The sequence below is a fragment of the uncultured Zhongshania sp. genome, assembly GCF_963975605.1.
In the GTDB taxonomy this organism is placed as follows: Bacteria; Pseudomonadota; Gammaproteobacteria; order Pseudomonadales; family Spongiibacteraceae; genus Spongiibacter; species Spongiibacter aquimaris.
The window spans coordinates 415,264-429,759 of the sequence record NZ_CAXBHN010000001.1 but is presented as its reverse complement, the minus strand read 5'-3'; the positions used below and the strand labels follow the sequence as shown (position 1 = coordinate 429,759).

Here is a 14,496-nt window from a genome sequence, read left to right as displayed (position 1 = left end):
CTCAATCCCGCCTGATCATCGGCAGAAGTATCAACACAAGGGGAATATCTAGCCCAACAAATGCCGAATATACATTCTAAATAGACCCAATAAAGGCCATAATCTGCGTAAATCAACCGTAAAATATTCAATATCTAGATTAGGCCTGCACTATGAGTACTGAACTAAGCAAACAGGACCTTAGCATTCTCGGCATCCTTCAAAGCGATGCGAGTAAAACATCAAGTGACGTTGCGGATATCGTAGGAATGTCCCAGTCACCCTGCTGGCGACGTATTAACCGTATAGAACAAGATGGCGTTATTCGCAAAAAAGTCGCCCTACTTGATCGTCACGCGCTAGGAATGGACTTGGTGGTTTTCGCAACGATCAACCTCACCACATCAGGTCGCCAAAACCTGGAGGAATTTGAACACTCAGTGCAAAATTTTGATGAGGTGATGGAGTGCTACACCATGACCGGCATTTGGGATTACATGCTTAAAATTATTGTAAAAGATATTCGGAACTACGAGAGCTTTGTGCGAGACCGCTTACTATGCCTTCCGATGATTCGCGAAATTCATTCCCATATCGCGGTAACCGAAATCAAAAACACCACCGAGCTACCACTAAAAACTCAACTTTAATCACTGAGTCCGTACAATTGGGATATAAGCTCAAGATGGGCTCAAGAAAGCTTTATATCCCTGCACACCAAAGTATCGAATCGATTTTTTAATCTTTATCTTTTTTGCGATCAAGGCATCATCGCGATATATCTTAAGGACCTGCTTATTGGTATTGGTATCCATCTCAAAGGAATGCGCACTATTCTGCTGAAGATTTTCAAATTCCGTTTTCATGATTAATATCATGCTGCTTTACCCATAAAGAAACTTATGTCAGATCCAACTCGTTTTTACTCCAGCGCCATCTCGACGTCAAATACTCGCTTGGATTATGTACTCCTATTTATCGTACCGACAATCTACCCGAACTAAGCAGATATTCAGACAAGCTAAAAGAGCTCGTCGATATGATCATGAACTCTAAACTGAAGATAGAACAAACCCTGCGCAGCGAAACTTCCTATACGAACAAAACCTACGCGCTATATTCAACGTTGCGGCATTTAGCCACCGCTCGGGGGATTTGAAACTTAGATCAATGAAGGTGGCACGTCCCTGTGCCCCCTCATATATCGGCGCAAACGCCGAACTATGAGATAGGGAGTAAACATATTGCAAATTCAGCCATGATCATTTGCAACAGCCACAAGCAAATACCCGATATGAGTTTTGAAGCTAGCAGCGCACTCTGCATATAAATATAGTCAGATTCAAAACAATGCACATCCCCCTATTTAGGGGGCTATCTTTATATGCAGTACTGTAAAAATAGGCAATAAATCAACTAACACTGGCGCCTAGTCGGCAACCGAAAACCGACAACATCTAATATATTGAGGCAACACACCAAAACGGATCAAAATACTTACCACTCAATTGTCGGCTTGTACTTGAGCAAGTACTTCCAAGTAAAGCCGTTAAAAGAACTATCTCCAAGTCAGCGCCACCCTAAGAAAAGCGTACTAGAACCATAAGTGCCCGAAAATTTTCAATACTGCTTAGCAAACACAACCTCATAACCCATTGAGCTGCCCCAATTCCAATTACGATTCGCCAAGTTGTTCACCGCATCCATTTCTGCCGCGCCAATCGACTGACCAAAACCCATACCGTAGGTCTGATTATTTGCCCCGCTGTAATCCTTCCCCTGCCATATCACGACCACTAGCGCGCCAACCTGATTTTCATCATTGCGTTCGCACGATGGCGTCGTATTGTGCTCAGCAGCATGAAGCTGTCGTGCCAGCCCGTCAGCCTTCAACGGCGTAATATTGCGATCAAAAGTGTAAACATATGCGAGGTCAGTCTTAATATTGTTCCCATTCCGTCCCGTCGCAACACAAACAGCAGCACCACCATCTCCACTTCCTTTCGTAGTGTTGACGACTGACGCGGCGGCAGCGGCCACTGAGCCAGAACCGGATGCCATGGCACCGGCTTGCCGCTCATCCTTAAGCCGTTTAGTTTTCGCTTGCGCCTGCGCGATCGCATCCTTTGTGCTGAGGCGATTGGATACTTTACCATTTATATAAACGCTCCCACCGCCAGTTGTATCTAATGACTTAGACGGCATAGCAACTGGGACAATGATGGTATTTGCGGGCTGTTTTACCACCGAATGTTGACTGGCTAAATAGACTGCATTACGCGCTTTAACATCAGCGATTTGGTCATCAACCGACTTTCTCGCCGCCGCAATGCTGCGGTTCATAGATTCGCGCTGTGCCTTTTTTGCCAACCGATCAGCGTTTAAAGAGGACTGAAGCTTACCGAGGAATTGTGCCATTGCCGCATTGCGTTTGGCCTCCTTCAGGCGATTGGTCCAGTAATATATATCGTTGGTAAGATCTGATGCCTGCTTGTAATAGCTGCGGTTAAGCTGATCCAGCGAATCCGAAAGGTTCTGTTTAAAGCCACTAAGCGCCGTTACGAGCTGCGCCATGCGCTCAGGGTTCGGCTGACAAGAACTGTTGTTAACATTTTTGTAGCGATTGAGGGCGTCCAGACGCTGATCAACATCCTTTTCCATGCTAACTAGGTCGTCCCAAACATATTCCTCGAAATCGGTCATTGGTGTGTGCGTGGCGCTGATGCGATTGATGGAGGCGCCCATGTCACCCCAAAAATCGTCCAACACGTATTCGTATTTCGAAAGACGCCTTTCAATATCTGGATCAAAGTCCAAGGCCTTTTCAGCGTCAGTAACCGCCGCGACCATCTTGCTGCAGGTCTGCTGATCTCGCCCCTGGCTTGCAAACTGAACCAATTTGTCCGAGAACGGATCATTGCCCGTGGCCAATGCGGTCAGTGTTACCTCAGACTCAACCGTTTGCTCAACCATAAAGGCATCGACAGACCAACGGTAGAACGCCTCCTTAGGGAACTGCCCTCCGGTTAAAAGGTAGACACTGCGACGGTCAATATCTGACCACACATTAACGACGTACTGGTTAGCCGACAATTGGGTCATCACCGTTAACGGAAACAGCGGCGCGTCAGCGTCACACTGTCCAGACAACACCACCATCCCCTGGGTTTTACCCAGGCATTGCTGGTTGACGCTCAGCTGCCCATTAATAACAATCTCCTTCAGAGCCGGTAAGGTCAAGGCTGGCGCCTTCTGATAAGCTTGCAAATAGCTCTTTCCCGTCATGGCACTGTATACAAAGGCCGATTGCCCTTCATTGATCCAGGCATGACGTGGGCCCGTTGTTTCATATACGTTTGACTTCGTTTGTGTCGGCTTGAAAGGCCTCAACAACAAATTATCGGCATTGATTCCTCTACTCTTAAACAGATCGAACAGGGAGTATTCGCGGGTAAACAAGTCACGATCCGTTTTCCAAGAAGTCAAGCTAGTCAATTGCTCAGGGGCCGGCAGCACAAACTCAAACTCAGGCAGACCGCTTACCTCGGTGTAGATAGCACTTTTTTTGCCCGTAGCTGATGTCAATAAAATTTTCCGATCAGTCCATTCCGTGTTTGCCAGATAATCACGATATTCGTCAAACTTGTAGTAGTAAGTGTGGTAGCGGTTGATAAGATAACGTTTTCGAGTCAAAACGTTATCTGAGTCATAGCGCTCCTCAATTCCTTGTTTAAAGAGCCTAGCATTCGCACGGGTCTGACTGAGCCAGTGTTCTTTGTAATAAAGTGCAGAAAAGGCCCCTGTATAGACGGCGCGGCTGCTATCTTTGCCATACATAGTCAGACGCCCAATATATGGCATCGGCTCACCCTGATTCTTTTTCCAACGTAGCATATAGCCTGAATAAAATTTCCGACCCTTTATCCCCGGCGCCCCGGTCGTACCTCTATATACTTCAAAACGTGTTCCCGGCTCGGTGAGCAATAGGTCGTACTCACCCTTCCTACCTATCAACAGTAAACCGTCGCCCGCATTCTTGTACTGCGAAAGATCAATGCCATTCAAAGGCTGGAATAACGGGTCTTCATAGTTGATTTCTGCTGTGGCAGGAGCTGCCGGTAACGGGGCAGTAGCGGGCGATTTAGCTGCCGGTAACCCACCTGACGCCGCAGCGACCAAAGGCGTTGCACCATCATCCAGAATAGCCGCTACAATCTCACTCACATCGCCGCTACGCAGCGACGCCGGCATTTCCGATATCAAGCCACTCTGGCACAAAGCCGCGTCATCGGCATGATTACAGTCTTTCAAACGATCTGGAATAGACGAGGGTTTCAGGGCCAATGCTGCCCTGGCGATATAAGGCTCTACAAATGTGTATTCTTTCTTTACCTTGTCCCGAACTTCATCCCAAGACAAGGCCTCTAACTTGGGCTCATTACCAACAAAAAGGGGATCCGTACTAGTCCACGCCGCCCACTCACCGGCACCGCCGGCTTTAAGTGACAGCTCAGTTTTTCCGCTGTCCTTATCATAAAACGCGTTTTTTACAGCAAAGGAGTAATCCTGATTCGGCAACAGTTCGAGTTTGATTGCCTGCCCCGTCAGAAAATTTCCCACCATGACATCATTTAATTGCAATGCCAAAGTACTGGGGAAACCATTCAGAGCAATACCCATATCACCGCCAGCGTGAAGGTAATCCACAAAAAGATAGAGAGTAAAGACGTCGTCGTTTCGCTGTAAAAGAGCCTCGCCGTCTTGCACTGGAGATATTGCCGCCGCTGGCGGATAGGGAGATTTTTTGGTGGAGGACGAAATCGATTCGTCACCAGTAGTTGCGCATGCAGCAAGTACCGCGGCCATCATTAGGATGAAAATCCGATTTTTCATAGTCCTTCCCGTTAAATCTTTTGTACTAGCGCCATAAAGTAATTAGCACGCCATCTATATATGTTTTTACCGATCTAAATCGCCCATACCCACAAACTAAATTTACTGTTGGACAACTACATCGAAACCCTCAAGGTTCAATCTCAAAAACGAACAGAAATAAGTATTTTCATGGTGAAAACGACACTGTAGTCAGAATCACAGTAGAACCTGCTGACTGTTAGTTAAATGCATCTGACGCGAGGTTCAGTAAAGGGTACTAATATAGAACGAAGGCGTAAACCTTAGCGCAGCTGTTTTTTGCCAAAAAAATATCGATATCTGAGGCGCTATTCAAATATTAGCAACTCGAGCATGGCGACTTGGAACTCCAATCAACAAGCGCGATGCTATTGTGAGAAGCAACCGTTCGACGGTTACTTCAAGCAATCTATAGATTGCTTGAAGTATCGACCTCCCTAAATAGCGGAGTGAAATTTATCGAAAGTCAATCAGGCCCAACCGCTTCATTTTTTCCACTTCAATGGCGGCGCTGTATCTTAGTGGCAGCAAACATCGCAACGGCCTGGGCATCATTGAACAATCTGCCGATTAGCGACATCGCCAGCGCCTTGCATATATACCGCACAGTTATTCTGAATTGGGTAGCTACATTTATAAATTTTGCGCTTCACCCTTATATATCCAGGCATACCGTAATCCTTAGCAAGGTCCGCATCGCTCTCTGCTAACGCCTTCTGGCAATGCATCACGTAGCCCGACTTATCATCGTATTTCCACGCTTGTTTATAATAATCACTGGCATTCAAACAACCAGCTAACCGCGCTTGTTGCAGTAGGCCAGGCTCGAAAAGGGATGTCGCGTCATTAGCCAAGCTTTTATTGTGACCGGGCCCACGGCAGCGCCAATGGTCTTTTTTGGTGTCGTGCTCCCAGCAAAATGCGAGCGACTCGACAACAAGCTGATATTTTTCCGGTTGTTTTTCTTGCTCTTGCTTTCGCTGCTTTGCCAGCGCAACTTGTCTTGCAAAATCTGCCTCTCGCTCTTGCGCCTGCTGCTGTCGAGCGCGGTCGATTCGCTGCTGCTCTATACGTGCCTGCTCTTGTCGCGCTCGATCTCGTCGCTGCTGCTCTATACGTGCTTGCGCTTGGCTCTGCTCAGCTTGATAAGCCCTCTCTTCGGCTTCCCGATTCCTTTTCGCCTGCGCGTATTCGCGGTTTGTTCTATTAATTTGCTGCTGCAGGTTTGCGGAAGTTTCCTCAATACTAGGTACACTCGCATTAACGCGATCCAATGCTTGATACAAGGAAGCTGCCGCACTTGTTGATGGCCGATTAAGTTCTTCCTGCTGCAAACGTGCTATTTCTTGCCACTTCTCTTTCTTTCTTCGCTCTTCATCCCGCTCACGCTGCTCCCTTCTTTCTATCCTAGCAAGACGCCTCTGCCTTTCTTCTTGCTCTTCACGGCGCAATACAATGCGTTCATTGCTCAGACTCCGCCTTAATAAAGATACCTCCGCCTCCTGCTCCTTATTTACTGACAAGTCGTCCGCTGCGTGAATACTACGTTCAGCACACCTAAAGCTACGGGCTGCTATACACTCCCTAGCCTCATCCACCTGCCCTTGAAACTCAAGCTCATCCAACATGTCTAGCTGCTGTAATAATCTCATTCGACTTTCTGCATCAGCAGCTAAAGTAGGCAGAGAAAAAAATAGTACCGCTAAAACAATATACTTTCGAAACATAGCCTATTTATTTCCTAATTCTTTGTAACTATTAATATTATTTATAATCTCCGCCCAATAATATACAGCCGTCTTCACATCCGCCCACGCCTCTGGGTCTAATGACTCCAAATAAAGGTTGACCTGCTTCAACAACTTCGCTTTATCTTCTGCTTGACAGGATTTACGTGTCGATTCGCTTGCGAGCTCAAGCGAATCCGGAATGCCATCGCGGCGTTTGATAGGCTTAATTCTTTCTCGCAGGGGACCAAGTACACATTCTGAAAATGCCACATAAGACTCGGAACTCATACTCTGATGCATATGCGCTTCAATCTCCGCCACACCATACTTGCTAAAAAAATAGCCCATCTCGGCATTCATTATTGACTCGAATTTAACCAGGCTAAGTTCTTCGAGCAACAGCTGCGCTTCGAGTAGATATGCATCACTTTGCAGTCTAGCTATATAGCTTGTATTTTCTTGAACAGCGTTATCCCGCAAAATAGGATTAGTCGATAAATAATCACTAAGAGACGAGTATCTATGATCTTGCATAGCTTCATTAACAACGTCGAAGGCCTTGTTATAAATAGCTTCCGTACTGGCAAAATAGAAACCGCCCTCTTCCGCCAGCTCTAAATCGGTAAGTGCTGAAGAAGTAGCTATAGCCGTCGCTTGCAGTGCCTGGAAAAACGAATCTGGCCGCCAGTAAAGAGTCTGCAGTGACAATTCATCGGAAAAATTTGGCCACATTGCGGACAACGCCAACTGCATTAAGCTAGAACAATTGCGATGAGTGAATTTATAATCTCCAGCGAACCCCCAGTGAATTTCAGCCAAAGATCTAAGCATACCCTCCCGCTCTTGCTGGCTTAATTTTAAAGGCATGGAAGAAATATTGCGGAACTCGCTAATGGTGTATTTTTGATACACATCCATAAAGCTATTGGCGTAGAGGTAGGCTTTATAATCGCCGAACAGACCTTTCAAACGATTAATTTTTATATCATCAACATGGGCCATATACCCCAAGACTATGTGTTGATACAAATTAGCATCGCACTCCGCATCAGTACTATTTTCCTGCGGGCAAATAACCAGCCGAAGAGAAATATGACCAAATTTGGACATCATATTGTCATCTTTGCTGGCGAATACGACGTGAATATCTCGCAGCCGCTTTGGGTCAACATAAACAATATTATTCGCGGAGTAACGCGATAGCACATTGAACGGGATTGCCGTTTCGCAACTTACCTCTTTTTCATATAAATTATAGCGTGCCTGAAAATACTGATAATACAGTGGTTCTTTACATGCAAAGTCAGCCTTGGAGATATATCGAGCTAATACTGACCAATACACATCTTTAGCATCTAGATCATTATCACTAACAATATCTGCTAATTTTTCAAATCCAGCATCTTCTGACAAGCCTTTCAAATCAGCCTTATCAAAATTTTTCAACAACCATTGTTCTGCATTTAGGTCTGCTGCGGCCGCCATTTTTATTAAGATTTGGCGATCAACAGAAAGGGTAGAAAGATTGCGATCGAATTGAATAATCGGCATACCATTCTCAGCGGACAGAATGATATACAGTTGCTCTTGGGCTATCTGCGGCGATATCGAGCAGGCCGCACTGAGTAGAGCCACTAGGGAAAACGCGATCAGCAATCGCGCTTTCACGTAGATATAAGGCATAAAAATTACTGCTGTGCGTAGGCTTTGGCTACCATTGAGTTGGGTTTATCCCATACCGCTGCACGAGCATTCAATTCATTTTGTAATTGCCGATGCGTTGTGGCATTAAACGGTGCCGATACAAGGTCCGTTGCCAGCCCCACTGCCGTTACCACAAGTACGGTTGGTGAAAATGTCACTATTGAGGACGCAGCACTGGTATCTCCAGCCTTAGCATCCATACCAACCATTTTACCCGCAGCTATAAAACCGCTCAGATAAGCTTTACCGGATTGATAACCCCAAAGCTCTGCTTCAACTTCTTGTTTTCTCTTTTGATTCGCTTTAGCCAGAGCTTGCTGCACCTTTTCCTCTGCAGCCTTGGCCTCCCACTCAGCCGCTTTTTCACTACTTTTATCGATCCCTTTACCCTCACGGTAAAACTCTGCCATTTGTTGCATAGCAGCGATATCACCTTTTTTAGCTAACGCTAATACGCGACTGGTTTCTTGGTTTTCTAATACAGCAATAGCCTGCTCACGCTTTTGTTGCCAAAATTGCGCTTCGGCCTCACTTCTCTCTACCCCTTGACCTTGCTCATAAAGAGTTGCTAATTGCGCCATGGCGTCAATATCACCAGCCTCCGCGCGTGTCAAAATCGCCCTCGCCGCATTTTCATCTTGTTTATCTATGGCTTGACGAGACCAATATTCAGCGTTCTCTGCGTTTTTAACCAAGCCTAATCCTTTCTCATAGAAGTCAGACACTTGCTGCATGGCAGCGATATCACCGTCCTTGGCCTTCTGTAATGCTTCTTGAGCCTGGACCTTCGCGGCTTTTTGGTTTAACTGTGGAGATGCCAATACCACATTAACTATTTCCGGCCGGTTATCTCTTAGCATCAAGGTAGTTTCGAAAACTCGCTCACGCTCAGCGTCGACCGTTTTAACAACTCGGAGCGAAATCTCACCGGCGTCTAAGAATATATCCGCAGGACACTTGCCGTACGATTTACCGTTGATAAAAACAGCGGCATCGCTAGCAGAATCCTTGCATTTAACGCGCAATACAGATTCCGCACTAGCATATGAAATTGCAAACAGCGAAAAAATGAGGGGGATACTGCATTTATTTATTAGTTCTTTTACTGACATTATTTATACCATCTCAATACACGTCGATTTATGTTCAAGCAGACTTGTTATGCGCTCGCCTGATGATTAACCCAAGGAAAATCACACAACAAGATAGAATATGGACGTAAGAAAATTCCCAAAGGTGACAGAATTAATCACCGCAGGCTTGGCGTTAGAGCTCTGTGCGTAATTTAACGATTAATAAGGGAATGGGCCTCCCCAATATAGGGGAGGAGGCACTGAAAATGCGACTGCACAACGATCCAAGAACGAGCAGATGGTTGGTGGAGATCAAAAATCAGTCATTCAAAATTCCAGACTGTAGGACCGGGCTTAAATTGATGGCTTAGAATAGAGCCGCACTTACCTACTGCTGATTACCTCCAGCCTTAGTCAGGCCTGCCGCGCTACAGAGACATTCGTAACGGTAGGCACCCCAGGATACGCGAGCGCCATTAGGCCTATCCTTCGCATCACAAAGTTGTTCTTTCTTCTAACTAGATGGCGCCAACAGCCAATTAAGAGAACCTGTCTGTAAATTGTAGTTCCCCTCCAATACCGGGGCTCCACCTTTAATAATCGGCGTCGAAGGAGAAAAACAACACAGGGCGCGGAACAATGGCGCCCTGTGGTTTTAGAGGAGGGAAATTACAATAGCAAACGCCGTATATCCACCAGCAACTCACCCAGGTAGGTGAAGAATTGCCCGGCATCGACGCCGTTTATTGCGCGGTGATCATAGGATAAAGACACCGGTAGCATTTTGCGTGGCACAAACTCGCTGCCATTCCACTGCGGCTTAACGGCAAGTTTAGATACGCCCATAATCGCCACCTCAGGTGCATTTATAATCGGTGTAAAACCGGTGCCGCCGATGCTACCAAGACTAGAAATAGTAAAGCATCCGCCCTGCATATCTGCGGGTTTCAGTTTACGATCCTTGGCCTTTTGCGCTAACTCGGCAGACTCTGCAGCCAATTCCCACAGCGATTTTTTATCGACATCGCGAATCACCGGCACAACCAGGCCTGCCGGGGTATCCACCGCAATGCCAATATTGACGTATTTTTTGAAGATCATGCTTTCGCCGTCTGCACTTAGCGAGGCATTGAACTTAGGGTATGTACGCAGGGCCAGGGCCGCTGCCTTTAACAAAAACGGCAGTGGCGTCAGTTTTACACCGCGCTGCTCGCCCTCTTTTTTAACACTGGCGCGGAAGTCTTCTAGCTCACTAATGTCGACGTCATCAAACTGGGTAACATGAGGAAGATTCACCCAACTCCGGTGCATATTCGCCGCCGTGAGTTTGTGTAACTTGCTCAGTGCCTGCACATCAATCTCGCCGAACTGACTAAAATCTACTTCCGGGATAGCGGGGATCCCTGTGCCCGTCGACGCCCCTTTACCTGTGGCGAGATCTTTAACAAATTGCTGCAAATCTTCTTTTAAAATACGTCCGCGCGGGCCGCTAGGCGGCACCTGTTCTAACTCCAAACCAAACTCGCGGGCAAGCTTGCGCACTGCTGGGCCAGCGTATACATCGGCGTGACTAACCACAGAGGGTGACACCGGTGCAGTTGGTTTTGCTGCTGACGGTGGTGCAGAGGCTGCGACTGGCGAAGCCGGCTTTTCAGGCTCAGCGTCGGCTTGGGCAGGCTCTTCTTCCACCGCCCCCTCCTCCGCCGATGCCTGATACTCAATCTCTGCAATGGCTGTACCTTGCTTGGCGCTGTCCCCAGCTTTAATTGCCAGGGAAATTATTTTGCCGCTGTACGGTGAGGGAATCTCCATCGAGGCTTTATCTGACTCCAGTACAACTAAAGAGTCACCCTCACTAACTTCATCACCTTCGGCGACACAGACTTCGATTACTTCAATACCATCGCCACCGCCAATATCCGGCACTTTCACAGTCTCGCGCTGCAAGTCCGTCGACACTGTTTTTTCAGCACTAGCTGCTTTAGGCGCGGGACTCTCCTTCTCCCTCTCTTTCTCTTTCTCTTTCTCTTTCTCTTTCTCTTTCTCTTTTTCTGCGTCTGCATTCTTGTCAGCTTTTGCAGATTTAGATTCTGCCGAAGTTTGCTCGCTAGTATCTTGTTCCTCAGTATCTTGGGTAGCCGCACCAGCCTCTACTTCCAACTCAAGAATGACGTCCCCTTCATGCACGGTGCTGCCATCTTTAACACTAATACTTAGCACCTTGCCGGCCAGTGGCGAGGGAATTTCCATCGACGCTTTGTCCGACTCCAATACAATCAACGAGTCTTCTTTCGCGACTACATCGCCAACTTTTACACATACCTCGATGACGTCGACATCTCCGCCACCCACATCAGGAATTTTTACCGTTTCTTTAGCCACAAAAAAATCCTTATCAACGATTAGCGAGAAAGCGGATTGATTTTATCCACGTCTAAACCAAAGGCCTTGATGGCTTTGGTCACTTCGCTCAAAGCAATTTGGCCATCATCAGCCAAGGCCTTTAACGCCGCAATCACAATATATTGCCTATCCACTTCAAAGTGTTGACGAAGCTTGGCGCGGGTATCTGAACGGCCGTAACCGTCAGTACCCAATACGACATAACGCGCCTCTATATACGGACGCAACTGCTCGCCATAGGACTTAATATAATCTGTTGCGCAAACTACCGGTCCCTGCTTGCCGCGCAGCAGTTCGGTCACATAAGGCACACGCGGCTCACTCTCTGGGTGCAGCATATTCCAACGCTCACAATCCAGACCATCACGACGCAACAGATTAATACTGGTTGCGCTCCAGATATCCGCCTCAACCTTATAATCCGCTTTTAGGATTGCCGCAGCCGCTTCAACTTCCCGCAAAATAGTACCGCTACCCATCAACTGCACTTTTAGTTTCGGCTTCTTAACCGTCGATGCGGTAAGGCAATACAAGCCTTTTACAATGCCCGCCTCGCAGCCTTCCGGCATATCCGGGTGACCGTAGTTTTCATTCATAACGGTGACGTAGTAAAAGACATTTTCCTTGTCTTGATACATGCGCCGCATGCCATCTTGAATAATCACCGCCAGCTCATAGGAGTAGGTAGGGTCGTAAGACACACAGTTTGGAATCATATTCGCCATTAAATGACTGTGCCCGTCCTGATGCTGAAGGCCTTCACCATTCAAGGTGGTCCGTCCCGCTGTGGCGCCAATCAAGAAGCCCCGCGCCTGGGAATCACCCGCAGCCCAAGCAAGGTCCATAATCCGCTGAAAGCCGAACATAGAATAAAAAATATAAAATGGAATCATCGGATAGTGATGATTGCTATACGACGTCGCCGCTGCCAACCACGCTGAAAACGCGCCAGCTTCGGTGATGCCTTCTTCTAAAATTTGGCCCTGTTTATCTTCTTTGTAGTACATGACCTGATCGGAGTCGTGCGGGGTGTACCGCTGGCCCTGCGAGGAATAAATCCCGAGCTGGCGGAACATACCTTCCATACCAAAGGTACGGGCTTCATCCGGCACAATGGGGACGATCCGAGAACCAATTTCCTTGTCTTTTACAAGACTGGATAAAATACGCACAAAGGCCATGGTAGACGAAATTTCGCGCTTGCCCGTGGCTTTTAGCTGCGCGCTAAAGGTCTCTAGCGCAGGTGTTGTTACCGCCTGAAAATCAGCTTGGCGCGCGGGTAAAAAACCGCCGAGCTTTTCGCGGCGCTTGCGCATATAGACCATTTCAGGACTGTCTTCCGCAGGACGATAATAAGGTACGGATTTCAAATCGTCGTCGCTGATTGGCACGCCAAAGCGGTCGCGGAATTTTTTAAGTTCTTCCAAATCGAGTTTTTTGACTGAGTGCGCCTCGTTTTGCGCTTCACCGCCTTCGCCCAAACCGTATCCCTTTACGGTCATCGCCAACACAACGGTGGGGCGACCTTTGGTCTCCATTGCCTGCGCGTAGGCTGCATACACCTTATAAGGATCGTGACCACCGCGATTGAGATACATAATATCTTCGTCAGAGAGATCTTTGACCAACTCCAATAATTCAGGGTATTTGCCAAAGAAATGCTTGCGGGTATACGCACCGCCATTGGCTTTGTAATTTTGTAACTCGCCGTCTACCACTTCGTTCATACGGCGACGCAATAAACCAGTCGTATCTTTTTCTAATAATTTATCCCAGTGACGCCCCCAAATAACTTTGACAACATTCCAACCTGCGCCGCGGAAAACCCCTTCCAGCTCCTGAATAATTTTGCCGTTACCGCGCACCGGCCCATCCAGCCGCTGCAAATTACAGTTCACAACAAAGATCAGATTATCCAAACTTTCACGGCCAGCCAGCGCGATAGAACCCAACGATTCTGGCTCGTCACTCTCGCCGTCACCCATAAAGCACCAAACCTTGCGATCGCCGTGATCAACCAAACCACGGCTCTGCTGATACTTCATCACGTGGGCTTGATAAATCGCCTGAATCGGTCCCAAGCCCATGCTCACTGTTGGGAACTGCCAGTAATCTGGCATTAGCCAAGGATGTGGGTACGAAGATAAGCCATTGCCATCAACTTCACGCCGGAAGCCATCGAGCTGCTTCTCATCTATTCGGCCCTCTAGGTAGGAGCGCGCGTACATGCCAGGTGAGCTGTGGCCCTGATAGTAGATTAAATCGGCCTTTTCACCGCCACGGAAAAAGTAGTTAAAGCCCACATCGTACAAGGTTGCCGATGAGGAAAAGCTCGAAATATGACCGCCCAACCCCTCGTTATTGTCATTGGCACGCATCACCATCGCCAAGGCATTCCAGCGAATCATCGAGCGAATTTTGCGCTCCATAAACAAGTCGCCCGGCATGCGACGTTCATTATTGGGTTCGATGGTATTGCGAAAAGAGGTGGTAATTGCGGAAGGAAGTTCAGTACCCGCACGTGTCGCGTGCTTGGCGAGTCGTTTCATTAAAAATGCAGTACGCGCGCGACCACCGTTTTTAAGGACACCATCAAGGGCTTCAAGCCATTCTTGGGTTTCTTGGGGATCGAGATCTTCACGCAAATCTTGGTCTTGATACATACACAGTCCTTTACCAATACAGTGGGCTGT

7 protein-coding genes are annotated in these 14,496 nt (G+C 47.5%); 1 reads left to right on the top strand and 6 read right to left on the bottom strand.

The annotated features are described in order from the left end of the window. The first annotated feature begins 152 nt into the window (after positions 1 to 152). The gene (locus AAC007_RS01820) at positions 153 to 629 is read left to right on the top strand and encodes an Lrp/AsnC family transcriptional regulator (RefSeq protein WP_339674392.1); all 477 of its coding nucleotides are present in this window, start codon (positions 153 to 155) and stop codon (positions 627 to 629) included. A 970-nt stretch (positions 630 to 1,599) separates the two neighbouring features. Here AAC007_RS01820 and AAC007_RS01815 read toward each other — a convergent pair. The 6 genes from AAC007_RS01815 to aceE all read right to left on the bottom strand — a co-directional run bounded on the left by AAC007_RS01815 (position 1,600) and on the right by aceE (position 14,448). Continuing rightward, positions 1,600 to 4,872 carry a hypothetical protein gene (locus AAC007_RS01815; protein ID WP_339674391.1) on the bottom strand — a complete coding sequence of 1,091 codons (3,273 nt, stop codon included), beginning with the start codon at positions 4,870 to 4,872 and terminating at the stop codon, positions 1,600 to 1,602. 572 nt (positions 4,873 to 5,444) lie between these two features. Beyond that, positions 5,445 to 6,620, bottom strand: coding sequence for a hypothetical protein (locus tag AAC007_RS01810; RefSeq protein WP_339674390.1), 1,176 nt, complete (start codon positions 6,618 to 6,620; stop codon positions 5,445 to 5,447). A 3-nt stretch (positions 6,621 to 6,623) separates the two neighbouring features. Next, positions 6,624 to 8,306 (bottom strand): DUF4105 domain-containing protein, encoded by a 1,683-nt coding sequence (locus AAC007_RS01805; RefSeq protein ID WP_339674388.1) that lies wholly within the window; start codon positions 8,304 to 8,306, stop codon positions 6,624 to 6,626. 5 nt (positions 8,307 to 8,311) lie between these two features. Beyond that, entirely contained in the window at positions 8,312 to 9,439 is a 1,128-nt protein-coding gene (locus AAC007_RS01800) for a hypothetical protein (RefSeq protein WP_339674386.1), read from the bottom strand. Between the two features lie 630 nt (positions 9,440 to 10,069). Then, positions 10,070 to 11,782 (bottom strand): dihydrolipoyllysine-residue acetyltransferase, encoded by a 1,713-nt coding sequence (gene aceF, locus AAC007_RS01795; protein WP_339674385.1) that lies wholly within the window; start codon positions 11,780 to 11,782, stop codon positions 10,070 to 10,072. A gap of 20 nt (positions 11,783 to 11,802) precedes the next feature. Next, on the bottom strand, positions 11,803 to 14,448 hold the full coding sequence (gene aceE, locus AAC007_RS01790) for a pyruvate dehydrogenase (acetyl-transferring), homodimeric type (protein ID WP_295877775.1): 2,646 nt from the start codon (positions 14,446 to 14,448) through the stop codon (positions 11,803 to 11,805). Positions 14,449 to 14,496: the final 48 nt, after the last annotated feature.

What these genes read in the sequence shown, in the direction of transcription:
- AAC007_RS01820 (WP_339674392.1), top strand. Translation starts at nt 153, where the DNA reads ATGAGTACTGAACTAAGCAAACAGGACCTTAGCATTCTCGGCATCCTT.
- AAC007_RS01815 (WP_339674391.1), bottom strand. Translation starts at nt 4,872, where the DNA reads ATGAAAAATCGGATTTTCATCCTAATGATGGCCGCGGTACTTGCTGCA.
- AAC007_RS01810 (WP_339674390.1), bottom strand. Translation starts at nt 6,620, where the DNA reads ATGTTTCGAAAGTATATTGTTTTAGCGGTACTATTTTTTTCTCTGCCT.
- AAC007_RS01805 (WP_339674388.1), bottom strand. Translation starts at nt 8,306, where the DNA reads ATGCCTTATATCTACGTGAAAGCGCGATTGCTGATCGCGTTTTCCCTA.
- AAC007_RS01800 (WP_339674386.1), bottom strand. Translation starts at nt 9,439, where the DNA reads ATGTCAGTAAAAGAACTAATAAATAAATGCAGTATCCCCCTCATTTTT.